We start from the raw sequence: 24,143 nt of genomic DNA on the forward strand, positions 1-24,143 counted from the left end.
CTCAGCTCTGGGACGCGGCTTTGGGAAGAATGTCGTTGGCCACCATCTCGCCGAATGGGCTGACGTAACCCGCGCTTTTCGGCAGTTCCGGGCGCTCGACGTCGAGGTGCGGGAACAGCAGCTCGGCGACGCGATACGACTCTTCGAGGTGTGGATAACCGGAGAAGATGAAGGTATCGATACCCAGTGCCGCGTATTCCTTCACCCGTGCGGCCACGGTCGGGCCGTCGCCCACCAGTGCCGTACCGGCACCGCCGCGCACCAGACCGACGCCGGCCCACAGGTTCGGGCTGACTTCGAGGTTGTCGCGGCTACCACCATGCAGCGCGGCCATGCGCTGCTGGCCGACCGAGTCGAACCGCGCCAGCGAAGCCTGGGCACGCTTGATGGTGTCGTCGTCCAGATGCGAGATCAGGCGATCCGCCGCCTGCCAGGCTTCAGCGTTGGTTTCCCGCACGATCACATGCAGACGAATACCGAAGCGTACGGTGCGCCCGAGCCTGGCCGCTTTGGCGCGAACCTGTTCAATCTTTTCGGCAACCGCCGCTGGCGGCTCGCCCCAGGTCAGGACCATTTCCACTTGTTCGGCAGCCAGATCCTGCGCCGCTTCCGACGAACCACCGAAATACAGCGGCGGACGCGGTTGCTGGATCGGCGGATAGAGCAATTTGGCACCCTTCACGCTGATGTGCTCGCCGTCGTAATCCACAGTCTCGCCTTCCAGCACCCGACGCCAGATCCGGGTGAATTCCACCGAAGCCTGATAGCGCGCTTCGTGATCGAGGAACAGACCGTCGCCGGCCAACTCTTCCGGATCGCCGCCAGTCACCAGGTTGAACAGCGCACGACCGCCGGACAGACGATCCAGGGTCGCCGCCTGACGCGCCGCCACCGTCGGGGAAATGATCCCGGGGCGCAGGGCGACCAGAAACTTCAGGCGCTGGGTCACCGGGATCAGCGATGCCGCCACCAGCCACGAATCCTCGCAGGAGCGGCCAGTGGGAATCAGCACGCCGCCGAAGCCAAGGCGATCTGCCGCTTGCGCGACCTGTTGCAGATAGCCGTGGTCGACGGCGCGGGCGCCTTCGGCGGTGCCAAGGTAATGGCCGTCGCCGTGGGTAGGCAGGAACCAGAAGATGTTGAGGCTCATGGAGTGGTCTCCTTGGGGATTCGATTTACTGGGCTTTGGTAACCGAGCTTTGGGCCACAGCGGCCGGTGGGGTCCAGATCACGTCCTTGATGCTCAACGGCTTGGGAATCAGCTTGAGCTGGTAGAAGGTGTCGGCGATTTTCTGTTGCGCGGCGACCACTTCCGGGGTCAGGAACAGCGCGCCGTAGCCCTGGCGTTTCACCGAGGTCAAGGTGATGTCTGCCGGCAGGCCGAGCAGTGGCGCGACCTGCTGGGTCACGTCTTGCGGATTGGCCTTGGACCACTCACCGACAGCGCGCACTTCTTCCACGAGGGTCTTGATCACCTCGGGATTTTTCTGTGCGTAGGGTTTGGTCGCCAGGTAGAACTGGTGGTTGTCGACGATGCCTTTGCCGTCACGCAGGGTGTGCGCTTGCAGCTGTTGCTCGGCGGCGGCCTGGTACGGGTCCCAGATGACCCAGGCGTCGACGCTGCCGCGTTCGAACGCGGCGCGGGCATCGGCCGGCGGCAGGAATACGGTTTGAATGTCGGTGTACTTGAGGCCGGCGTCTTCCAGTGCACGCACCAGCAGGTAGTGGACGTTGGAGCCTTTGTTCAGGGCGACTTTCTTGCCCTTGAGATCCGCCACCGACTTGATCGGCGAGTCTTTCGGCACAAGGATCGCTTCGCTGTTCGGCGCGGGCGGTTCGTAAGCGACGTAGAGCAGATCGGCACCGGCTGCCTGGGCGAAGACCGGCGGGGTTTCGCCGGTGACGCCGAAGTCGATCGAGCCGACGTTCAGGCCTTCCAGCAGTTGCGGGCCGCCGGGGAATTCAGTCCATTGCACGTCGACGCCTTGGGCGGCGAGACGTTTTTCCAGGGTGCCCTTGGCTTTGAGCAGCACCAGCGTGCCGTACTTCTGATAACCGATTCGTAGCGTCTCGGCCTGAGCTTGAGTGATGGCGCCGAAGGTGACAGCCGCAGCAAACAGAGCGACCAGACCACGACGCAAAAATACAGTGCGCATAGCGCTCTCCTTTTTGCTGTTGGGTTTTGGCTGCACCTGCTTGCCCGTTGGCGGGCGAGTAAGGCCAGTACTTCAAGTGTCGATGTGGCTCAAATGCTCCAGCGAGCACTCAACAAACGTTCGTTCAACAACCCCGGCTCCAGTGGCTTCGGCCGGCGTGCCATGGCACTGACAAACTGGTCCAGCGCTTCATGCAGTCGCTGTTCCAGAGCCGGCGCCAGCTGCGCCGCCGCACTGCCTTCGCCGTAGGCGATCTGGCTGTCCTCGGCAAAAATCCCTTGCAGCATTTCCTGGGCCTTCAACGCCGACAGCACCGGTTTGAGTGCGTAATCGACCACCAGCATGTGGGCGATGCTGCCGCCTGTGGCCATCGGCAAGACAATCTTGTGGTTCAGGGCGCGTTCCGGCAGCAGATCGAGCAGGGTTTTCAGGGCGCCGGAGAACGACGCCTTGTAGACCGGGGTGGCGATCAGCAGGCCATCGGCGTTTTCAATCTGTTGCAGCAGGTCGAGCACCTTCGGGCTGTCGAAGCGGGCGTGGAGCAGGTCTTCGGCGGGAAAGTCCCGCACCTGATAACTCACCACTTCCACCCCTTGCTGCTGCAACCAGCGTTGCGAGCGCTCCAGCAACACCCCGGAACGGGAGCGTTGACTGGGACTGCCACCGAGTGAGACGACCAGCATTCAGACGATTCCTTGCGCGTTACCGGCGATTCGCGGGTTGCGATCTCGCTTCAATGAGAGTGACCTTATCAGCTGATTCATATATCCATAAATCATATTTATTCATTTGGTTATTCTTTATGGAGATATACGTTTCACTTTTCTCCGGGCAAAAAAACAGGCCGTGAAAACGGCCTGAAACCCTGCATCGTGGTTTTTGCTGATCGCCCTCACGCAGAACCCGGGAACGATCCGAGGTAGGTTATTTGTTCGGTTGTGGCGTGAGGCGCAGGTAAGGCTTCACCGCGCGATAGCCCTTCGGAAAGCGTTGCTTGATTTCATCTTCATCCTTGAGCGACGGCACGATCACCACCTCTTCACCGTCCTGCCAGTTGGCCGGCGTGGCCACCTTGTAGTTGTCGGTGAGTTGCAGCGAGTCGATCACCCGCAGGATTTCGTGAAAGTTGCGCCCGGTGCTCGCCGGGTAAGTGATAGTCAGGCGGATCTTCTTGTTCGGATCGATCACGAACAGCGAGCGCACGGTCAGGGTGTCGCTGGCGTTCGGGTGGATCAGGTCGTAGAGATCGGACACCTTGCGATCGGCATCGGCCAGGATCGGGAAGTTGACGATGGTGTTCTGGGTTTCGTTGATGTCTTCGATCCACTTGTGGTGCGAGTCCACCGGATCGACCGACAGCGCGATGGCTTTCACGCCGCGTTTGGTGAACTCATCCTTGAGCTTGGCGGTGAAGCCCAGCTCGGTGGTGCACACCGGGGTGAAGTCCGCCGGATGGGAAAACAGCACGCCCCAGCTGTTGCCCAGCCATTCGTGGAAACGAATCTTGCCGGCGCTGGAGTCCTGTTCGAAATCGGGGGCGATATCGCCGAGTCTGAGGCTCATGGTGCTGCTCCTGATGAGTTGTTGGAGACCTCAACTGTAGCTCGGGATTTGCCATTCAGAAAAAGAATAAATAACTAGATATCTAGACCATTTGAGAATATTAAACTTCTGTTCACTGGACGCTCGCCGGCAACGCGCCGAACATCGGCCCCAAGGTTCGAGAAGGCCTTGAGTTGCTGTAAAGAGGGAAATGCCGGGAAAGGTCTACGGGGGTGGGCCTGACCCGAAAACGCAAAAGCCCCGTCCGGCGCGATGCCGGACGGGGCTTTTTTACGTCGGTTGCTCGAGCGCTATTACAGCAGCGGGATCGAGTAGCTGACGATCAGGCGGTTTTCGTCCTGGGAACGGGTGTTCGCCAGGTCGGTGCGCCACATGGCGTTCTTCCAGGCAACGCCGAGGTTCTTCAGCGGGCCTTCCGGAATCACGTAACCAACGGTCAGGTCACGTTCCCACTCGGTTTTTTCACCCAGAGTGGTGTCGATGTTGTCGCCACGCAGGTAGATCACACCGGCGGTCAGGCCAGGCACGCCAACCTTGGCGAAGTCATAGGCGTAGCGAGCCTGCCAGGTACGCTCGCCGGCACGGGCGAACTTCTGGATCTGCATGTCGGTGATGGTGCTGTTGGACGAACCGTCACCCTGGTTCAGCCAAGGGAAGTCGCTGTCGCCCTTGGTGTACTGGTAGCCGGCGCCGAAGGTGTGACCTTCAACGGAGTACAGTGCCAGGTAGCTGTACAGATCGTTGTCGACCTTACCGCGGTTCTTGACCTTGTTGTCTGGGTAGTAACCGGAGGTGAAGTAGGCCGACTCATTACCGTTGGAGCCGTTGTCACGGCTGCGGTAGTAACGCAGGTCGCTTTTCAGCACGCCCGGACCGATGGCCCAGTTGTGTACCAGACCCAGGAAATTCTGCGAGTAGAAGTCCTTCAGCTCACCGTAGTAATACGATGCGGTCAGGTCTTTGGTGATTTTGTAGTCAGCACCACCGTAGTAGAACTTGTTGCTGAACTTGCCAGCATCGTAGTTCGAGTTAGCGTTCGCACCGGCAATCGACAGGTTTTCGTCGTTGCTGGAGTTACGGCCCTTGGCGGACTCGATCTGACCGGCAGTCAGGGTCAGATCCTTGATCTCGTTGGACTTCAGCTCGCCACCGGTGAAGGTTTGTGGCAGCAGACGACCATCGTTGTACTTGATGACCGGGTTGTTCGGCATCAGGGTACCGACCTTCAGCTCGGTCTGGGAGATCTTGACCTTACCGGTCAGGCCCAGGCTGGCGAAGTCATGCACGGCACGGTTGCCATCGCTCGGGAAAATGGTGCCGCCGGAAGCGCTACCGGTCGAGTTGCCGCTCTTGTCCGGGCTGGAATCCAGACGCAGGCCGTACAGGCCGATGGCATCAACGCCGAACTGGACGGTGCCCTGGGTGTAACCCGAGATGAAACGCAGATCGAAGCCTTGGCCCCACTCTTCGTTCTTGTTCGGGCCAGTGCCATCGCGGTTGTCAGTGTTGATGTAGAAGTTACGCAGCCCCAGTGTGGCCTTGCTGTCTTCGATGAAACCGGCTGCGCCTGCCTGCTGCGCAATAACCCCTACCGCCACGGCCAGAGCCAGGGTGGACTTGTTCATGTATCGCTCCTCTCGTTTCTAATTCTTGTGTTCCTGGTCCGGAGTCTGATGCCCCTGGATCCTAAGATGCGCGATTAGCGCCAGACCGTGACTGACAAGTCAATCGTAACCTTGTGCGTCTACGACCAAGGTCTAATCGCAGTTATTTGGTCCTTGCAGGGTAAAGACTTCCAGATAAACCCAAAAAGAATTTATTCATTCTTTTTCATACCATTCAGGAATATGGCTGGATAGTGGCCATCTGTACCGGGATACAGCGTATCGGCGCCTAAGCTCATTCCTAAATGGTATTTATTAGCCTTTTTTTAGATCGTTTAGCTTTGGCGAAACCCCGATTCGTCAAACCCTATCGAAAAGGCGACGCCATCATGGCCAAACGTGCACTATCTAGTCAATTTGTTACAGTTTGTGTGTCAGCGCTGATTTCTTTTTCTGTCCATGCTTCCAGCCTCACTGTCGGCTACCAGACCGGCATCGATCCAAGCAAAGTCCCCCAAGCCGACGGCGTTTACGAGAAGACCATAGGCGAGAAAATCGACTGGCGCCGTTTCAATAGCGGTCCGGAAGTTGTGACAGCCATCGCCTCCGGTGACGTACAAATCGGCAACCTCGGTTCCAGTCCGCTGGCGGCCGCCGCTTCGCGTAATCTGCCGATTGTCGCGTTCATCGTTTCAGCACAGATCAATGCAGCCGAAGCGCTGGTGGTGCGCAACGGCAGCGGTATCGACAAACCCGAGGATCTGGTGGGCAAGACCATCGCCACACCCTTCGTCTCCACCTCCCACTACAGCCTGCTCGGTGCACTCAAGCACTGGGGCCTGGACACCTCGAAAGTCAAAGTAGTGAACCTGCAACCCGCAGAAATCGCGGCGGCCTGGAAACGCGGCGACATCGATGGCGCCTTTGTCTGGTCGCCGGCACTGGGGGAAATCCGCAAGACCGGCAAGACCCTGACCGATGCCGCACAGGTCGGCCAGTGGGGCGCGCCAACCTTCGAAGTCTGGGTCGCGCGCAAGGACTTCGCCGAGAAGCATCCGGAGGTCGTGGCCAAATTCGCCAAGGTGACTCTGGACTCGTTCGCCGACTACGCCGCCCATAAAGACAGCTGGACTGCCGACTCGGTACCGGTGCAAAAAATCGCCAAACTGACCGGTGCCAACGCCGCCGACGTCCCGGAATTGCTCGCAGGTTCGGCGTTCCCCGATGCCAAGGCGCAACAGACCACGGCGCTGCTGGACGGCGGCACGGCGAAGGCGATTGGCGAGACGGCAAAATTTTTGAAGGAACAAGGCAAGGTCGAAAGCGTACTGCCCGATTACGCGCCTTATGTCAGTGCGAAGTTTGTAACCGAATAAACGCTATCGCGAGCAGGCTCGCTCCCACACAGGCTCAGTGAACCTTGTGGGAGCGAGCCTGCTCGCGATGAGGGCACCACGTTACAGAGACTTTTCGAAAATCTTCGAATTGCGCTGATAGTTATAGAGAGAAGCCCGGGCCGCCGGCAGACGCTCGACGCTGCTCGGTTCGAACCCACGCTCGCGGAACCAGTGGGCGGTGCGGGTGGTGAGGACGAACAGCGTCTTCAGGCCCTGCGCCCGGGCACGGGTCTCGATGCGCTCAAGCAATTCATCACCGCGACCGCCATGGCGGTACTCCGGATTCACCGCCAGGCACGCCAGCTCACCGGCATCCGATTCGGCAATCTGATACAGCGCCGCACAGGCGATGATCATCCCTTCGCGCTCGACCACGCTGAACTGCTCGATCTCGCGCTCCAGCACTTCACGGGAGCGACGTACCAGAATCCCCTGCTCTTCCAGCGGACTGATCAGGTCGAGCAGACCGCCGACGTCTTCAATCGCCGCCTCGCGCACCAGTTCGAACTGTTCCTGGGCCACCAGCGTACCGCCACCGTCGCGGGTGAACAGTTCGGTCAGCAGCGCGCCGTCCTCGGCATAACTGACGATATGGCTACGCGCCACGCCGCCACGGCAGGCTTCGGCGGCGGCATCCAGCAGTTCCGCCTGATAGTTGCTGCCCAGACGCTGCAAATGCGCCGGTACCTGTTGCGGGCGCAGCTCGCGCACCAGTTTGCCGTTTTCGTCGATCAGACCGAGGTCGGCACCAAACAGCAGCAGCTTGTCGGCGCCCAGGTCGATGGCAGCACGGGTGGCGACGTCTTCGCAGGCCAGGTTGAAGATTTCACCGGTCGGCGAGTAACCCAGCGGCGACAGCAGCACGATGGAGCGCTCGTCGAGCAGACGGTTGATACCTTTGCGGTCGACCCGGCGTACTTCACCGGTGTGGTGATAGTCGACGCCTTCCAGCACGCCGATCGGCCGCGCGGTCACCAGGTTGCCGCTGGCCACCCGCAGGCGAGAGCCCTGCATCGGTGACGAGGCCATGTCCATCGACAGCCGCGCTTCGATGGCGATGCGCAGCTGGCCGACCGCGTCGATTACGCACTCAAGCGTCGCGGCATCGGTGATGCGCATGCCGTGGTGGTAATGCGGGGTCAGGCCACGCGCCGCGAGACGGGTTTCGATCTGTGGGCGGGAACCGTGCACCAGCACCAGTCGCACGCCAAGACTGTGCAGCAGCACGATGTCATGGACGATGTTGCCGAAATTCGGATGCTCCACGCCGTCGCCGGGCAGCATGACGACGAAGGTGCAGTCGCGGTGGGCATTGATATAAGGAGACGCGTGACGAAGCCAATTGACGTATTCGGGCATGAACCTGGGCCTGTAATAAATAGCAGCCGGAAAAAGGGCGAAACGGAAAACGCACAGCGGGCTGATGGTTATCGTCGGAACAGGCTTGGCGACACGCGCGCTCTCCTCATGAATACGGGTTGGCAGGACGGCAATTTATACAGCTTTGAGACAGTAATGTTCGATCAACTGCCGCAATAGATGCACGGTAGGCTGCAAACGTGACATTTCAAGGTACTCGTCCGGCTGGTGAGCGCAGGCGATGTCGCCGGGGCCGAGCACGATGGTTTCGCAGCCAAGGCGCTGAAGATAAGGCGCTTCGGTGCCGAACGCTACCGCTTCGGCCGCATGGCCGGTGAGTTTTTCGGCGATTCGCACCAGCTCGGCGTCCTCGGACTGCTCGAACGGCGGCACCTCGGGGAACAGCGGCGCGTAATCGATCTTCACCTGATGCCGCTCGGCGACCGGGTTGAGCTTGCGCAGGATCTCGGTCCGCAGCACCTTCGGGTCCATCCCCGGCAGCGGCCGCAGATCGAACTCCAGCGAACACTGGCCACAGATGCGATTGGGATTGTCGCCACCATGGATGCAGCCGAAGTTCATGGTCGGCTGCGGCACGCTGAACTGCGGGTTGTTGAATTCGCGTTGCCACAGCAGACGCAGACCACGCAGCTCGCCGATGGCGTCGTGCATGGCTTCCAGAGCGCTGTGCCCCAGACGCGGATCCGACGAATGGCCGCTCTGCCCGAGGATATCGATGCGTTCCATCATGATGCCTTTGTGCATGCGGATCGGCTTGAGCCCGGTCGGCTCGCCGATCACTGCCGCCCGGCCCAGCGGCTGACCTGCTTCGGCCAGCGCCCGGGCACCGGACATCGAGCTTTCTTCATCACAGGTAGCGAGGATCAGCAATGGCTGCCTGAACGGCTGGTCGAGCAGCGGTTGCACGGCCTCGATGATCAGGGCGAAAAAGCCCTTCATGTCGCAACTGCCGAGGCCGACCCAGCGGCCGTCGACTTCGGTGAGTTTCAGCGGGTCGGTTTTCCACAATGCATCGTCGTAGGGCACCGTGTCGCTGTGCCCGGCCAGCACCAGCCCGCCGGGACCGCTGCCGAAACTGGCGAGCAGGTTGAACTTGCCGGGGCTGACCTGCTGGATGTCGCAGCTGAAACCCAGATCTCCCAGCCATCCGGCAAGCAGATCGATCACCGCCCGGTTGGATTGATCCAGGTTCGGTTGGGTGCAGCTGACCGACGGCACGGCGATCAGTGCAGCGAACTGGTCTTGCATGGATGGCAAAGGCATCGCTGACTCCAACTCCCGGATTGAAGTCCATCATAGAACCATCCGGCGCCGAGAATAAACCGCCGCAAAGCGTAGGAAGGTTCAGTCCTGTACACTGCACGACCTTGGCAGCCACACATTCCCCCGGCTGCGCTCCCGATCCTGGATTTTCCGGCCATGCAGAAAGAAACCGAAATCAAACTCCGCGTCAGCCGCGAAACCCTCGCCGCCCTGCGCGAGCACCCTCTCCTGAAAAAACGCAACAAAAGTGGCTGGGAACGCCGTGAGTTGATGAATCAATACTTCGACACGCCCGAGCGTGATCTGGCCCGGGCCAAGGTTGCCCTGCGCCTGCGCAAGGACGGCGAAGAAGTGATTCAGACCCTCAAGACCCGTGGCCAGAGCGTCGCCGGTCTGTCCGAGCGTAACGAGTACGACTGGCACCTGCCCAAAGCCAAGCTCGATGTGAAGAAACTCGACGGCGAATGCTGGCCCGAGTCCCTCGCCGAGCTGGACAAGAAAACCCTGAAACCGATCTTCACCACCGATTTCGTCCGCGAGCGCGCCGAAATCGCCTGGGGCCGTGGCAAGACCAAAGTGGTCATCGAAGCCGCACTGGACCTGGGCCATGTGGTGGTCGGCAAGCAGAAAGAAGAAATCTGCGAGCTGGAACTGGAACTGCGCGAAGGCGAGCCTGCCGCGCTGCTGGAACTGGCCGCCGAACTGGCCGAAACCCTGGCCCTGATGCCTTGCGATATCAGCAAGGCCGAGCGCGGTTATCGCCTGTACGACGCCAACAGCTACTCGCTGAGCCTGCCGGCGCCGGCCATCACCGCAGAAACTCCGCTGGACGACGCCTTCGCCGCCCTGAGCTGGCACCTGCTCGGCAGCAGTCAGCGTCTGGCCGAACAGTATCGCTTCAACGGCCACTGGCGCCTGCTGCAGGACTGGGTCGAAAGCCTCGCGGAAATGCGCGCCCTGCTGAGCAGCCTCGGCCAGGCCGCACCGCGTCAGTCGACCCACGACCTGCGCGTTGCGTTGGACGCCTTGCTGGAAGACTGGCGCCCGCTGGTACAAGTCGGCCTTGAAGACGAAGACGTGCGCAAAGCCGCGCCGGAGCAGTTCCTCGAGGAACTGGAAGATCCGCGCTGGGGCCTGTTCTCGCTGAACACCTCGCGCTGGTTGCTGGCCCGCACCTGGGCGGCCGACCGCAACACCCGTGGCAATCGCCAGGGTGCCGCGCAGTTGCAAAGCTGGCTGCCGCGCCTGCTGGGCGAAGAAGCCACTTCGCTGCAATTGCAGCGTTATCAGCAGCAGCCGGAAGATCTGGCCGAGCAACTGCCGCGCATCGAACGCATCCAGGTCTGGCTGCACCACGCGCGCAACGTGCTGGAGATCCCGGAAATGGATCGTCTGTACGGCGAGCTGAACAAACTGGCGCAACTGGCCAACGAGCCGACCATCACCGATGAACTGCTCGATGCACGCAAGCATCAGGCGATTGCGGTTTACCAGAATCGCGCCTGGAAAATGCTGCTGCGCATGTAATCCCCGGATGATGATCGTTCCCGCTCACGGGAACGATCATCAGCGCAGTACCGGCAGGCTCGTCGTCGACTTGATCTCCGACAGCGCCACAATCGAGTTCACTTCCTGAATCCCCGGCACCATCGACAGCTTCTCGAAGAAGAACCGCTCATACGCCTCGATGTCCGCCGCGACAATCCGCAACAGAAAATCCACCGCCCCCATCAACACGTAGCACTCCAGCACTTCCGGAAAGCCGCGAATCGCCTCGGTGAACTCAGTGAAGTTCGAACGGCCGTGGGCGTTGAGTTTGATTTCGGCGAAGATCTGCGTGTTCAGGCCGATTTTCTTGCGATCGAGCAAGGTCACCTGGCCGCGAATGATCCCCTCCTCCTTCATTCGCTGAATCCGCCGCCAGCACGGCGACTGCGACAGACCCACCTGTTCGGCGATCTGTGCGCTGGACAGGGAAGCGTCCTCTTGCAGCAGGGCGAGAATGCGTCGGTCATAGCTGTCCAGTTCGCTGTGCATAAATAATCCTCAAAAGCAGCCAATACCGAATTGATCCACCCTATCAACCGGCCAATCGACTCATCTTAGACAAGAAATGCCCGGCATCGAATGTAAAAATTTCTCCACTGATTCCGGAGACCTGCCATGCCACACCTCGAAGCCGTCAACACTCCAGCGCCCCGTGCCGATGTGTGGAACGCCAGCAACGCCCATTGCCTTGCGCAGTACCAGATACTGGCCGAGGCCGAACCGGATCTGCTGGTGCGGGTGCTGAACCTGTTCGCCCTGCAGTTCCTCACCCCGGAACAGGTCAATGTCCAGCGCCTGGACGACCTGCTGTCCATCGACATCGTCATGGGTGGCCTGAGCTGGCATCGCGCCCAGATGATCGCGGAAAAACTTCGTAACCTGATCAGCGTCTGCTCGGTGAATCTGCAGAACCCCGATGCGGCGTGGGATGCGCCGGCTCAGGCGGCTGGCTGACAAAAGCGGAAACGCCTTTGTCGGGTAGTGGCCCAACGGTCGGCGGGGCCACGACTATCCTTTGCGGACTGTCGTTCAAAAGGAGCCCGCATGTCCGTTCAACTCGCCACTCAGGACCGCTGGCTGGATCTCAATGATGTATTGCGTGAACTGGTCGCCCAGGGCTTCATCAGCCAGGACTCGGCCGAACACGCGCTGAATGCCCGCCGCCGGCAGGCGACCCACGGTCAGATACATCCACTGGAATTTATCGCCGGCCAGCAACTGGACGACCTCAGCCGTCCGGGCAAGCACCTGGACCTGGAAAGCCTGACCCTGTGGCTGGCGCAGCAGGCCGGCCAGCCGTACCTGCGCATCGATCCGCTGAAGATCAATGTCGCCGCCGTCACGCCGCTGATGTCCTACGCCTTCGCCCAGCGCCACAAGATCCTTGCGGTGTCGGTTGATCGCGATGTCGTGACCGTGGCCAGCGCCCAGCCTTACGTCAGGGGCTGGGAAGCCGATCTGACCCACGTGCTGAAACTGCCGGTCAAACGGGTGGTGGCCAACCCGGCGGACATCCAGCGCTTCAGCGTCGAGTTCTTTCGCCTCGCCAAATCGGTCAGCGGCGCCAGCAACGCCGACCAGCCGGGCAGCAACCTCGGCAACTTCGAACAACTGCTCAACCTCGGCGCCAGCGATCAGGAGCCGGACGCCAACGACGCGCACATCGTCAACATCGTCGACTGGCTGTTCCAGTACGCCTTCCAGCAGCGGGCCAGCGATATCCACATCGAGCCACGGCGCGAGCAAGGCACGGTACGGTTTCGCATCGACGGCGTGCTGCACAACGTCTATCAGTTTCCGCCACAGGTGACGATGGCCATCGTCAGCCGCCTGAAAAGCCTCGGCCGGATGAACGTCGCCGAGAAGCGCAAACCCCAGGACGGCCGGGTCAAGACCAAGACCCCGGACGGCGGCGAGGTCGAGCTGCGCCTGTCGACCCTGCCCACCGCGTTCGGCGAAAAGATGGTGATGCGGATCTTCGACCCGGAAGTGCTGCTCAAGGACTTCGACCAGCTCGGGTTTTCCGCCGACGACCTGCGGCGCTGGCAGGACATGACCCGGCAGCCCAACGGCATCATTCTGGTGACCGGCCCGACCGGTTCAGGCAAGACCACCACGCTCTACACCACCCTGAAAAAACTGGCGACCCCGGAGGTCAACCTCTGCACCATCGAGGACCCGATCGAGATGGTCGAGCCGGCCTTCAACCAGATGCAGGTGCAGCACAACATCGACCTGACTTTCGCCGCCGGGGTGCGGGCGCTGATGCGGCAGGACCCGGACATCATCATGATCGGCGAAATCCGCGACCTGGAGACCGCCGAAATGGCGATCCAGGCCGCATTGACCGGGCACCTGGTGCTCTCGACCCTGCACACCAACGACGCGCCGAGCGCCATCAGCCGCCTGCTGGAACTCGGCGTGCCGCATTATTTGATCAAGGCCACGGTGCTCGGGGTCATGGCCCAGCGTCTGGTGCGCACACTGTGCCCGCACTGCAAGGCACCGCTGCCTGTCGCCGAAGAGGACTGGCAAACCCTGACCCGGCCGTGGCAGGCGCCGCTGCCGGGCAACGCGCAACGGGCCATCGGCTGCCTGGAATGCCGCGACACCGGTTATCACGGCCGCGCCGGGGTCTACGAAATCATGCAGTTGACCGACAGCCTCAAGGGGCTGATCAGCCCGGATACCGATCTGACGGCGCTCCGCCGTCAGGCCTTCAAGGAAGGCATGCGCAGCCTGCGGCTGTCCGGCGCGCAGAAAGTCGCGGCGGGGCTGACGACCATCGAGGAGGTGCTGCGGGTGACGCCGCAGAGCGAGCAGAAATAGCCCGTCACGGAACCGGATCGTCGAAATGACGATCCAAGCCGTTATTCAACACCAGTGGAGTCATCCCTCATGCGTCTCAAACTTGCTGTCGCCACCCTTGCCCTGCTGTCTCTGCCCGTCGGTTCGGCAATGGCTGACAGCTTTTGGCGTAACGTCATTTCGTCCGGCGCCACCACCGGCTCGACGTACCTGACCTTCAAGGATCACAAACTGATCGTCGCCGCCCAGGACGACGCCGGCAGTTTCGTTGCCAGCGATGGCGGCATCCGTGGCCCGTACCTGGAGGCCGCCATGCAGAAAGTCCGCGCCGACAACCCGGGCCTGCAGGCGACGGACATGGAACTGGCGAATGCGATTCTGGCGAAGAACGCCGTGGCTTCGGAATAAATCTGTCGCCCACAAAAATGCCGCTCACATGAGCGGCATTTTTTTGCCCGCCGATCAGCGGTAATCGTCCACCGGCACACAGGCGCAGAACAGATTGCGGTCGCCGTAGACGTTGTCCACCCGGTTCACCGCCGGCCAGTACTTGTGCGCCTTGGTGTGCGCATCCGGGGTGATGCCCTGCTCGATGCTGTAGGGCCGCTCCCAGACGCCGGTAACATCGGCCAGCGTATGCGGCGCCCGCTTGAGCGGATTGTCCTCGGCCGGCCAGTTGCCGTTCTGCACTTCGGTGATTTCCGCACGGATGCTCAACATGGCGCCGATGAAGCGGTCCAGTTCAGCCTTGGATTCACTCTCGGTCGGCTCGACCATCAAAGTGCCCGGCACCGGGAACGACATGGTCGGTGCATGGAAGCCGTAATCCATCAGACGCTTGGCGATGTCTTCCTCGCTGATGCCGGTCTGCGCTTTCAGCGGCCGCAGATCCAGAATGCACTCATGGGCCACCCGATCATTGCGCCCGGTGTAGAGCACCGGAAAGGCGCCGGACAGATGCTGCGCCAGGTAATTCGCCGCAAGGATCGCCACTTCGCTGGCGTCCGCCAGTTGCGGCCCCATCATCGCGATGTACATCCAGCTGATCGGCAAAATGCTCGCACTGCCCCAAGGCGCTGCGCTCACCGCGCCGTTCTGCGGCTGTGGGCCGTCGATCGGCACCACCGGGTGATTGGCGACGAACGGTGCCAGATGCGCGCGAATGCCGATCGGTCCCATGCCCGGCCCGCCTCCGCCGTGGGGAATACAGAAGGTCTTGTGCAGGTTCATGTGCGAGACGTCGGCGCCGATGTCCGCCGGCCGCGCCAGCCCGACCTGGGCATTGAGGTTAGCGCCGTCCATGTACACCTGACCGCCGTGCTTGTGGATAACTTCGCAGATTTCGCTGATGCCCTCCTCGTATACGCCGTGGGTCGACGGATAGGTCGCCATCAGGCACGACAACTTGTCTCCCGCTTCGGATGCCTTGGATTTCAGGTCATCCAGATCAACGTTGCCCGCCTCGTCGCACTCGACGATCACCACGCGCATCCCGGCCATCTGCGCCGAGGCCGGGTTGGTGCCGTGGGCCGATGACGGGATCAGGCAGATGTCGCGCCCGCCCTGGTGGCGGCTTTCGTGGTATTTGCGGATCGCCAGCAACCCGGCGTATTCGCCCTGGGCCCCGGAGTTGGGCTGCATGCAGATCGCATCGAACCCGGTGATCGCGCATAACCAGCGTTCCAGCTCTTCGATCATCAGCGTGTAACCGACGGCCTGCTCCCGGGGCACGAACGGGTGCAGGTTGGCGAATTGCGGCCAGGTGATCGGGATCATCTCGCTGGTGGCGTTGAGTTTCATGGTGCAGGAGCCGAGCGGGATCATCGACTGGTTGAGCGCCAGATCCTTGTTTTCCAGCTGTTTGAGGTAGCGCAGCATCTCGGTTTCGCTGTGATGGGCGTTGAACACCGGGTGGCGCAGGTACGGTGAGCTGCGTTGCAGATTGTCAGGAATTCCGGATACCAACGCTTCGGCGTCGAGTTCCTCGACGTTGAGCCCATGATCGACACCCAGCAATACATCGAACAGTTTGCCGACGGTGCTCTCGTCACAGGTTTCATCGAGACTCAGGCCCAAATGGCCGCGACCGAGAATGCGCAGGTTGATCTGTGCCGCCTGAGCGCTTTCGATGATCGCGGTCTGCGCGCCGCCGACGTCCAGGGTCAACGTGTCGAAAAACTGCTGGTTGATGCGTTTGATGCCATGCCGTTCGAGGCCGGCAGCGAGGATGCAGGTCAACCGATGGACTCGCTGGGCAATCCGTTTCAGGCCTTCCGGCCCGTGGTACACCGCGTAGCAACTGGCGATGTTGGCCAACAGCACTTGAGCTGTGCAGATGTTCGAGTTGGCCTTCTCCCGGCGAATATGCTGCTCGCGGGTCTGCAGGGCCATACGCAGCGCAACGTTGCCCCGCGCGTCTTTCGACACGCCGATGATGCGCCCGGGAATCGCCCGTTTATATTCCTCGCGACTGGCGAAAAACGCCGCATGCGGCCCGCCGTACCCCATTGGCACGCCGAAACGCTGGGATGAGCCGAAGACCACATCGGCGCCCAGTTCACCCGGCGGTGTCAGCAACAGCAAGCTCAGCAGATCGGCCGCGACACAGGCCAGCGCCTGTTGCGCATGCAGGTGATCGATCAACGGACGCAGGTCGCGGACCTCGCCGTGGGTGTCGGGATATTGCAGCAGAGCGCCGAATACCTGGTGCTGTTTCAAGTTATCCACAGTGTCGACGATCAGCTCGAAACCGAAGCCTTCGGCGCGGGTCTGCACCACGGAAATGGTTTGCGGATGACAGTTTTCATCGACGAAAAACAGATTGCTCTTCGACTTCGCCACACGTTTGGCCAGCGCCATGGCCTCGGCGGCCGCAGTCGCCTCATCGAGCAGCGAAGCGTTGGCCAGTTCCAGACCGGTGAGGTCGATGGTCAGTTGCTGGAAGTTGAGCAACGCTTCGAGCCGGCCCTGGGCGATTTCCGGTTGATACGGCGTATACGCGGTGTACCAGCCGGGATTTTCCAGCACGTTGCGCAGAATGACCGTCGGCGTGAGGGTGCCGTGGTAACCCATGCCGATCAGGCTGGTCCAGACCTGGTTTTGCTCGGCGTAGCCGCGCAGTTTCGCCAGCGCGGCCTGCTCGTCCAGCGCGGGCGGCAAGTCCAGTTCACGGTTGAGGCGGATGGCGGGCGGGACGGTCTGCTCGATCAGTTCGATCCGACTGCCCAGGCCCAGGCTGTCGAGCATGGCCTGCTGCTCGGCGGCATCAGGGCCGAGGTGACGGCGCAGGAAGGCATGGGGGTCGCGTAACTGGCTCAAGGATGGCAACTGGGACATGACGGGCTCTCTCTTGGCTGGCGCTCGGCGTCAATGCAACACGGTCAAACCAGCATAGCAGTCGATCCCGTCGCGGACGGCTTGGCGGCGGGTGGTCGAACGGGGCATGCTGTGGCACCTGCAACACGCGCCCAACCCTTGGATGATCGAATCCTCATGAGCCAACTGCCGTTTCTGCCGTTTTCCAAACCTGTCATCGACGAAGCCACCATCGCCGCCGTCGGCGATGTCCTGCGTTCCGGCTGGATCACCAGCGGGCCGAAGGTCCAGGCCTTCGAAGCGCAACTGTCGGAGTATTTCGGCGGGCGTCCGGTACGCACCTTCAACTCCGGCACCTGCACCATGGAGATTGCCCTGCGCATCGCCGGCATCGGACCGGGTGACGAAGTGATCACCACGCCGATCTCCTGGGTCGCCACGGCCAACGTGATTCTTGAAGTGGGCGCCACCCCGGTGTTCGCCGACATCGATCCGGTCACCCGCAACATCGACCTGGATAAACTGGAAGCGGCCATCACGCCGCGCACCAAAGCCGTCATTCCGGTCTACCTCGCCGGGTTGCCGGTGGACATGGAGCGCCTGTACGCCATCGCCAAAAAGCACAACCTGCGCATCATCGAAGACGCCGCCCAGGCCCTGGGTTCGAGCTGGAACGGCCAGCGCATCGGCGCCACCGGCGACTTCGTGTCGTTCAGCTTCCAGGCCAACAAGAACGTGACCTGCTCCGAGGGTGGCTGCCTGGTGCTGAACACGCCCGAGGAAGCGCGTCTGGCGGAGAAATATCGCCTGCAGGGCGTCACCCGCACCGGCTTCGACGGCCTGGACGTCGATGTGCTCGGCGGCAAGTTCAACATGACCGACGTCGCAGCGACCATCGGCCTCGGCCAGTTCGCCCACATCGAAGCCCTGACTGCTCATCGTCAGGAACTGGCTCGCCACTACTTCAAGTGCTTTGGCGACGACTTCGAAGCCACGTACGGCGCGCAACTGCCACCTGCCGATTTCACCAACAGCAACTGGCACCTGTTCCAGCTGGTATTGCCGGAGCGCAAGGACGGCTTGCCGGCGCGGGCCACGTTCATGGAGCAGATTCAGGCGCTGGGCATCGGCATCGGTTATCACTATCCGCCGATCCACTTGTTGAGCCTGTACCGCGAGCGCGGTTTCAAGGAAGGCATGTTGCCGGTTGCCGAACGGGTCGGACGGTTGATCGTGTCCTTGCCGATGTTCACGACCATGACCAAAGCCGATGTCGAGCGCTCGGTGGCGGCGGTCAAAACGGTATTGGGCAACGCCTGAGCCGCGCAATAGAAAGCTTCGGCCACAAAAAAGCCCCGACGGATCGGGGCTTTGCGGTGTTGCTTGAAGCTTACTCGCCGATGGACTGCTTGTAGGCAGCGGCGTCGAGCAGCTTGTCCAGCTCGGACTTGTCGCTCGGCTTGAGCTTGAAGATCCACGAGCTGTACGGTTCTTCGTTCAGCAGCTCCGGCGAATCCGCCAGCTCTTCGTTGACCGCGATCACTTCACCGCCGACCGGGGAGTAGATGTCGGAAGCGGCTTTCACCGACTCGACAACACCTGCCGCATCACCGGCAGCAAACACCTTGCCGACTTCAGTCAGCTCGACAAACACCACATCGCCCAGCGCTTGCTGTGCGTGATCGCTGATGCCCACGGTGACGGTGCCGTCGGCTTCCAGGCGCGCCCATTCATGACTTTCGGCAAAACGCAGGTCGGCGGGGATATTGCTCATGCTCGGTGTCCTCAAGAAATTGTCAGCGGTCGTGCCCGCCGGAAAAGGTTAGATCAAGGTTTTGCCGTGACGGACGAAGGTCGGTTTGACCACTCGCACCGGATACCACTTGCCACGGATTTCCACTTCGGCGCGGTCGGCAGTCGCCATCGGTACACGCGCCAGGGCAATCGACTTGCTAAGCGTAGGAGAGAAACTACCACTGGTGATCTCTCCTTCGCCAACATCAGCGATACGAACCACCTGATGCGCACGCAAAACCCCGCGTTCCTCAAGCACCAGACCCACCAGTTTGTGCTGCACGCCGGCGGCTTTTTCCGCTTCCAGCGCATCGCGACCGATGAAGCGGCGCGTGGCCGGTTCCCAGGCAATGCTCCAGGCCATGTTCGAGGCCAGCGGCGAAACGTCCTGATGGATGTCCTGACCGTAGAGGTTCATCCCCGCTTCCACCCGCAAGGTGTCGCGGGCACCGAGGCCAATGGGAGAAATGCCGGCGCCTACCAGATCGTTGAAGAATCCGGGGGCCTGATCGGCCGGCAGGGCGATTTCCAGTCCGTCCTCACCGGTGTAACCGGTGCGGGCAATGAACCAGTCGCCGTCGACCTGACCTTCGAAAGGCTTGAGCATCTGGATCAGATTGGCGCGGGACTGGGTCACCAGTTCGGCAATCTTGTGCCGGGCATGGGGGCCTTGAATGGCGAGCATCGCCAGATCCGTGCGTTCTTGCAGCTGCACATCGAAGCCGGAGAGATGAGCCTGCATCCACGCCAGATCCTGATCGCGGGTCGAGGCGTTGACCACCAGTCGGTAACCGTCCTCGAGGCGATAGACGATCATGTCGTCGACGATGCCGCCGCGCTCGTTGAGCATGGTGCTGTACAACGCACGGCCGGGGCTGTGCAGGCGTTCGACGTCGTTGGCCAGCAAATGCTGGAGCCAGGCCTTGGCCTGGTTGCCGGCGACATCGATCACGGTCATGTGGGATACATCGAACACCCCGCAATCGCGACGCACCTCGTGGTGCTCCTCGACCTGCGAGCCGTAATGCAGTGGCATGTCCCAACCGCCAAAATCGACCATTTTCGCGCCGAGGGCGAGATGCAGGTCATACAGAGGCGTACGCTGTCCCATGGGTTTCTCCTTCCGGGCGTGGCGAAGGTGCGGAGCGCTGCTGCACGGTTTGAAAGCCCCGAAAGAGAAGGCTCTCAGCCGATTTCAGCGACAGGGTCTGTCAGACGGACCGCACCGAATGCCGCGCATTGTAGCCGCATGATTCAGGACTGACGACTAAGTGTTTCGGTGCGCCGAGCGGCGGATAAGTCCGATGACCGGCAACAACCCGACCAGCACCAGCGTCAGCGCCGGCAACGACGCCCTCGCCCATTCGCCTTCGCTGGTCATCTCGAAGATGCGCACCGCCAGCGTGTCCCAGCCAAACGGGCGCATCAGCAGGGTCGCGGGCATTTCCTTGAGCACGTCGACGAACACCAGCAGTGCGGCGCTGAGCGTGCCGGGCAGCAGCAACGGCAGATACACTTTGAAAAACAGTCGCGGCCCACTGACACCCAGGCTACGTGCCGCTTCAGGCAAAGAGGGCCGTATACGCGCCAGACTGCTTTCCAGCGGCCCGTAGGCCACCGCCACGAAGCGCACCAGATAAGCCATCAACAACGCCGCCAGACTGCCCAGCAGCAACGGTTTGCCCGCACCGCCGAGCCAGCCGGACAGCGGAATCACCAGCTCACGATCCAGATAACTGAATGCCAGCATGATCGACACCGCCAGCACCGAGCCCGGCAACGCGTAGCCGAGGTTGGCCAGACTGACGCCGGAACGGATCGCAGAAGTCGGTGCCAGACGTCGGGCGAACGCCAGCAACATCGCCACGCTGACCGTGATCAACGCCGCCATGCCGCCCAGATACAGGGTGTGCAGAATCAGCCCGGCGTAACGCTCATCCAGATCGAAACGCCCGCGCTGCCAGAACCACACCAGCAGTTGCAGCACCGGAATGACAAACGCACAGGCGAACACCAGACCGCACCAGCCGGTTGCCGCCCAGGCCTTTGGGCCGCGCAGGTGATACAGCGCCTTGACCCGCGGCCGCTCGTTGCTCGCCCGATTGGCACCGCGGGCGCGACGTTCGCCGTACAGCACCAGCATCACCACCAGCAACAACAGACTGGCCAGTTGCGCAGCGCTCGACAGACTGAAGAAGCCATACCAGGTCTTGTAGATTGCGGTGGTGAACGTGTCGAAGTTGAACACCGACACCGCGCCGAAATCCGCCAGGGTTTCCATCAAGGCTAGCGCCACGCCGGCGCCGATGGCCGGTCGCGCCATCGGCAATGCCACGCGCCAGAACGCTTGCCACGGTGACTGCCCTAGCACCCGCGCCGCTTCCATCAGGCCTTTGCCTTGGGCGAGAAACGCGGTGCGCGCCAGCAGGTAAACGTAGGGGTAGAACACCAGCACCAACACCAGAATCACGCCACCGGTGGAGCGCACTCGCGGCAGACGCAGGCCGGTTCCGAACCATTCACGCAGCAGGCTTTGCACGGGACCGGCGAAGTCCAGCAGGCCAACGAACACGAACGCCAGCACGTAGGCCGGGATCGCGAACGGCAGCATCAGCGCCCAGTCGAGCCAGCGCCGGCCGGGGAATTCGCAGAGGCTGGTGAGCCAGGCGAGGCTTACACCGATCAGCGTCACACCGACACCTACGCCGAAGACCAGCGTCAGGGTGTTGCCCAGCAGGCGCGGCATCTGGGTTTCCCACAGGTGCGACCAGATCTGCTGGTCGATGGTCTGCCACGACAGCAGGAGGACGCTGAGGGGGAGCAGCACCAACGCGGCGATGGCGAAGACGATGGGGTACCAGCGGCGCTGGGCGGGGTGGGCCAAGGAAAAACTCTCGTTGAATGATTGTGCCCACGCGTTGCGTGGGCACGTATCGTGTGACGCTGCGCGTCACGCTTGCGGCGATTCGACTCGCAGCGTCAGTTCCAGCCCGCCCGATCCATCATCCGGATCGCTTCAGCCTGACGCTTGCCCGCCACTTCGACCGGCAGCGTATCGGCGACAAACTGCCCCCACGCCGCCACTTCTTCCGAAGGCTTCACCGCCGGATTCGCCGGGAATTCCTGGTTTACGTCAGCGAAGATCTTCTGTGCCTCAGGCGTGGTCATCCACTCCACCAGTGCCTTGGCGGCTTCCGGGTGAGGTGCATGTTTGGTCAAACCGATGCCCGACAGGTTGACGTGCACACCGCGATCCGCCTGGTTCGGCCAGAACAGTTTCACCGGCAGGTCCGGTTTCTGCTTGTGCAGGCGACCGTAGTAGTAGGTGTTGACGATGCCGACGTCGCACTGGCCGGCGTTGATCGCTTCCAGTACCGCGACGTCGTCGGAGAACACGTCGGTGGACAGGTTATTGACCCAGCCCTTGAGGATCTTCTCGGTTTTCTCGGCGCCGTGGACTTCGATCATGGTGGCGGTCAGCGACTGGTTGTAGACCTTCTTCGCCGTGCGCAGGCACAGGCGGCCTTCCCAGTTCTTGTCGGCCAGCGCTTCGTAGGTGGTCAGCTCGCCCGGTTTCACGCGCTCGGTGGAGTAGGCGATGGTCCGCGCGCGCAGGCTCAGACCGGTCCAGGCGTGGCTGGACGAGCGATATTGCAGAGGAATGTTGGCGTCGATGGTTTTCGAGGTGAACGGCTGGAGAATGCCCATCTTCTCGGCCTGCCAGAGGTTGCCGGCATCGACGGTCAGCAGCAGGTCGGCAGTGGCATTCTCGCCTTCGGCCTTGATCCGCTGCATCAGCGGCGCTTCCTTGTCGGTGATGAACTTGATCTTCACCCCGGTCTTGGCGGTGTAGGCATCGAACACCGGTTTGATCAGTTCATCGATGCGCGACGAGTAGACCACCACCTCGTCGGCGGCCTGGGCGGCGGTGCTGCCGATCAGGGTCAGGGCCAGTGCGGTCAGAAGACGCTGGGGTGCCAACATGGGAGTGATCTCTCGGTCGGGAAAAGTGGCCCAAATGATAAGGACTCACATTTACCAGCTCAATCGATCACTTTCCCAAGGAGTTACCAGATGTTGCACGACGTTCGTCAGACCTTGGCAAGCGCCGGCAAGTCCCCGGTCAGCCCCAACGCTTCGCGTACGAACAGCGCTTTGGCCTCGGGCATCTGCTCGACGATTTTCAGTCCGGTGTTGCGCAACCAGCGCAGCGGCAGCGGATCGGCCTGGAACAACCGCTCGAAGCCTTCCATCGCCGCCATCAGCGCCAGGTTGTGCGGCATGCGCCGACGCTCGTAGCGGCTCAAGACCTTCACGTCCGCCAGACGTTCGCCGCGTTCGTGGGCTTGCAACAGCACTTCGGCCAGCACGGCAGCGTCGAGGAAACCAAGGTTCACGCCCTGCCCCGCCAATGGGTGAATGGTGTGCGCCGCATCGCCGATCAGCGCCAGGCCTTCGGCCACGTAGCGCTTGGCGTGACGTTGACGCAGCGGCACGCACAGCCGCGGGTCGGCGCTGATGACGTCGCCGAGGCAACCTTCGAAGGCGCGTTCCAGCTCACGGCAGAAATCCGCTTCATCCAGCGCCATCAGCCGTTCGGCTTCGCTCGGCGTGGTCGACCAGACGATCGAGCACCAGTCCTGCTGACCGTCACGCTCCAGCGGCAGAAACGCCAGCGGCCCGTGATCGGTGAAACGCTGCCACGCTGTCATGCGGTGCGGCTTGCTGCTGCGCACGCTGGTGACGATGGCGTGATGCAGATAATCCCACTCGCGAGTGGCGACGCCGGTCAGGCGACGTACGGCGGAGTTGGCGCCATCTGCTGCGATCACCAGCGGCGCGCGCAGGGTGCGACCGTCAGCCAGGGTCAGCAGCCAGTCGTCACCGGAGCGGCGCATCTGCTCCAGCCGCGCATTGGCCAGCAGGCCGAGATCGCAATCGTGCAAACGGTCGAGCAAGGCATCCTGCACTACGCGGTTCTCGACAATGTGGCCGAGCACTTCGGCGTGCACGCTACTGGCCGAAAAGTGGATCTGCCCGGTGCCGCTGCCGTCCCAGACGTGCATGTCGGTGTAGGGGCTGCTGCGACGGTTGACGATGCCGTCCCACACGCCGAGGCGCTCGAGGATCCGCTGACTGGCCGCCGACAGCGCACTGACTCGCGGCTCGAACGGCGCATCGCCATTGAAGGGTTTGACGCTCAGCGGGCTGCCGTCGAGCAGCAGGACTTCCAGTCCGCTGCCCTGCAACGCCAGCGCCAGGGCGCTGCCGACCATTCCGGCTCCGACAATCAGCACATCCGCGCGCATTTCCAT

Annotated in this window: 20 protein-coding genes; 6 read left to right on the forward strand and 14 right to left on the reverse strand. The window is 61.9% G+C overall.

Annotated elements, in window-relative coordinates; translation table 11 throughout:
* Position 1: 1 nt before the first annotated feature.
* The 5 genes from ssuD to M5B98_RS07355 form a co-directional block, all read right to left on the reverse strand.
* On the reverse strand, positions 2 to 1,150 hold the full coding sequence (gene ssuD / locus M5B98_RS07335; protein ID WP_192552522.1) for an FMNH2-dependent alkanesulfonate monooxygenase: 1,149 nt from the start codon (positions 1,148 to 1,150) through the stop codon (positions 2 to 4).
* 25 nt (positions 1,151 to 1,175) lie between these two features.
* Positions 1,176 to 2,156: a sulfonate ABC transporter substrate-binding protein gene (locus tag M5B98_RS07340; RefSeq protein WP_248742331.1), complete on the reverse strand. Its 981-nt coding sequence runs from the start codon at positions 2,154 to 2,156 to the stop codon at positions 1,176 to 1,178.
* 89 nt (positions 2,157 to 2,245) lie between these two features.
* Positions 2,246 to 2,839: an NADPH-dependent FMN reductase gene (gene ssuE / locus M5B98_RS07345; RefSeq protein ID WP_085708988.1), complete on the reverse strand. Its 594-nt coding sequence runs from the start codon at positions 2,837 to 2,839 to the stop codon at positions 2,246 to 2,248.
* Between the two features lie 241 nt (positions 2,840 to 3,080).
* On the reverse strand, positions 3,081 to 3,719 hold the full coding sequence (locus M5B98_RS07350) for a peroxiredoxin (protein ID WP_085708987.1): 639 nt from the start codon (positions 3,717 to 3,719) through the stop codon (positions 3,081 to 3,083).
* A gap of 293 nt (positions 3,720 to 4,012) precedes the next feature.
* Positions 4,013 to 5,344 (reverse strand): OprD family porin, encoded by a 1,332-nt coding sequence (locus tag M5B98_RS07355; protein WP_248742332.1) that lies wholly within the window; start codon positions 5,342 to 5,344, stop codon positions 4,013 to 4,015.
* 365 nt (positions 5,345 to 5,709) lie between these two features.
* On the opposite strand from M5B98_RS07355, the gene tauA reads away from it, so the two are divergent.
* Positions 5,710 to 6,699 carry a taurine ABC transporter substrate-binding protein gene (tauA, locus tag M5B98_RS07360; protein WP_248742479.1) on the forward strand — a complete coding sequence of 330 codons (990 nt, stop codon included), beginning with the start codon at positions 5,710 to 5,712 and terminating at the stop codon, positions 6,697 to 6,699.
* Positions 6,700 to 6,780: 81 nt separating this feature from the next.
* Here the strand turns inward: tauA and argA are convergent, their stop codons facing one another.
* Positions 6,781 to 8,079, reverse strand: a complete 1,299-nt coding sequence (gene argA / locus M5B98_RS07365; protein ID WP_248742333.1) for an amino-acid N-acetyltransferase — start codon at positions 8,077 to 8,079, stop codon at positions 6,781 to 6,783.
* A gap of 135 nt (positions 8,080 to 8,214) precedes the next feature.
* A complete protein-coding gene (gene argE, locus M5B98_RS07370; protein WP_248742334.1) occupies positions 8,215 to 9,363 on the reverse strand; it encodes an acetylornithine deacetylase in 1,149 nt (382 codons plus the stop codon).
* A gap of 156 nt (positions 9,364 to 9,519) precedes the next feature.
* Between argE and M5B98_RS07375 the strand changes: the two genes are divergently transcribed.
* Positions 9,520 to 10,890: an inorganic triphosphatase gene (locus M5B98_RS07375; RefSeq protein ID WP_248742335.1), complete on the forward strand. Its 1,371-nt coding sequence runs from the start codon at positions 9,520 to 9,522 to the stop codon at positions 10,888 to 10,890.
* A gap of 39 nt (positions 10,891 to 10,929) precedes the next feature.
* On the opposite strand, the gene M5B98_RS07380 is transcribed toward M5B98_RS07375, so the two are convergent.
* Positions 10,930 to 11,400, reverse strand: coding sequence for an Lrp/AsnC family transcriptional regulator (locus M5B98_RS07380; RefSeq protein ID WP_248742336.1), 471 nt, complete (start codon positions 11,398 to 11,400; stop codon positions 10,930 to 10,932).
* A gap of 126 nt (positions 11,401 to 11,526) precedes the next feature.
* On the opposite strand from M5B98_RS07380, the gene M5B98_RS07385 reads away from it, so the two are divergent.
* The 3 genes from M5B98_RS07385 (at position 11,527) to M5B98_RS07395 (ending at position 14,127) form a co-directional block, all read left to right on the forward strand.
* A complete protein-coding gene (locus M5B98_RS07385) occupies positions 11,527 to 11,865 on the forward strand; it encodes a hypothetical protein (protein WP_248742337.1) in 339 nt (112 codons plus the stop codon).
* A gap of 90 nt (positions 11,866 to 11,955) precedes the next feature.
* Positions 11,956 to 13,740, forward strand: coding sequence for a GspE/PulE family protein (locus tag M5B98_RS07390; protein ID WP_248742338.1), 1,785 nt, complete (start codon positions 11,956 to 11,958; stop codon positions 13,738 to 13,740).
* Positions 13,741 to 13,809: 69 nt separating this feature from the next.
* Positions 13,810 to 14,127 (forward strand): DUF2388 domain-containing protein, encoded by a 318-nt coding sequence (locus tag M5B98_RS07395; RefSeq protein WP_007951791.1) that lies wholly within the window; start codon positions 13,810 to 13,812, stop codon positions 14,125 to 14,127.
* 54 nt (positions 14,128 to 14,181) lie between these two features.
* On the opposite strand, the gene gcvP is transcribed toward M5B98_RS07395, so the two are convergent.
* The gene (gene gcvP / locus M5B98_RS07400; protein WP_248742339.1) at positions 14,182 to 17,055 is read right to left on the reverse strand and encodes an aminomethyl-transferring glycine dehydrogenase; all 2,874 of its coding nucleotides are present in this window, start codon (positions 17,053 to 17,055) and stop codon (positions 14,182 to 14,184) included.
* Between the two features lie 156 nt (positions 17,056 to 17,211).
* Here gcvP and M5B98_RS07405 point away from each other — a divergent pair, with 156 nt between their 5' ends.
* Positions 17,212 to 18,354, forward strand: coding sequence for a DegT/DnrJ/EryC1/StrS family aminotransferase (locus M5B98_RS07405; protein WP_248742340.1), 1,143 nt, complete (start codon positions 17,212 to 17,214; stop codon positions 18,352 to 18,354).
* Positions 18,355 to 18,424: 70 nt separating this feature from the next.
* Here M5B98_RS07405 and gcvH read toward each other — a convergent pair whose 3' ends face one another.
* The 5 genes from gcvH to M5B98_RS07430 all read right to left on the reverse strand — a co-directional run bounded on the left by gcvH (position 18,425) and on the right by M5B98_RS07430 (position 24,137).
* The gene (gcvH, locus tag M5B98_RS07410; protein ID WP_085708978.1) at positions 18,425 to 18,808 is read right to left on the reverse strand and encodes a glycine cleavage system protein GcvH; all 384 of its coding nucleotides are present in this window, start codon (positions 18,806 to 18,808) and stop codon (positions 18,425 to 18,427) included.
* 48 nt (positions 18,809 to 18,856) lie between these two features.
* A complete protein-coding gene (gene gcvT, locus M5B98_RS07415) occupies positions 18,857 to 19,939 on the reverse strand; it encodes a glycine cleavage system aminomethyltransferase GcvT (protein WP_248742341.1) in 1,083 nt (360 codons plus the stop codon).
* A 156-nt stretch (positions 19,940 to 20,095) separates the two neighbouring features.
* Positions 20,096 to 21,712 (reverse strand): ABC transporter permease, encoded by a 1,617-nt coding sequence (locus M5B98_RS07420; protein ID WP_248742342.1) that lies wholly within the window; start codon positions 21,710 to 21,712, stop codon positions 20,096 to 20,098.
* A 95-nt stretch (positions 21,713 to 21,807) separates the two neighbouring features.
* On the reverse strand, positions 21,808 to 22,812 hold the full coding sequence (locus M5B98_RS07425; protein ID WP_248742343.1) for an extracellular solute-binding protein: 1,005 nt from the start codon (positions 22,810 to 22,812) through the stop codon (positions 21,808 to 21,810).
* Positions 22,813 to 22,919: 107 nt separating this feature from the next.
* Positions 22,920 to 24,137: a 2-octaprenyl-3-methyl-6-methoxy-1,4-benzoquinol hydroxylase gene (locus M5B98_RS07430; RefSeq protein ID WP_248742480.1), complete on the reverse strand. Its 1,218-nt coding sequence runs from the start codon at positions 24,135 to 24,137 to the stop codon at positions 22,920 to 22,922.
* Positions 24,138 to 24,143 lie beyond the last annotated feature (6 nt).

The sequence above is a fragment of the Pseudomonas sp. MWU12-3088 genome (assembly GCF_023242405.1).
Classification (GTDB): Bacteria; Pseudomonadota; Gammaproteobacteria; order Pseudomonadales; family Pseudomonadaceae; genus Aquipseudomonas; species Aquipseudomonas kribbensis.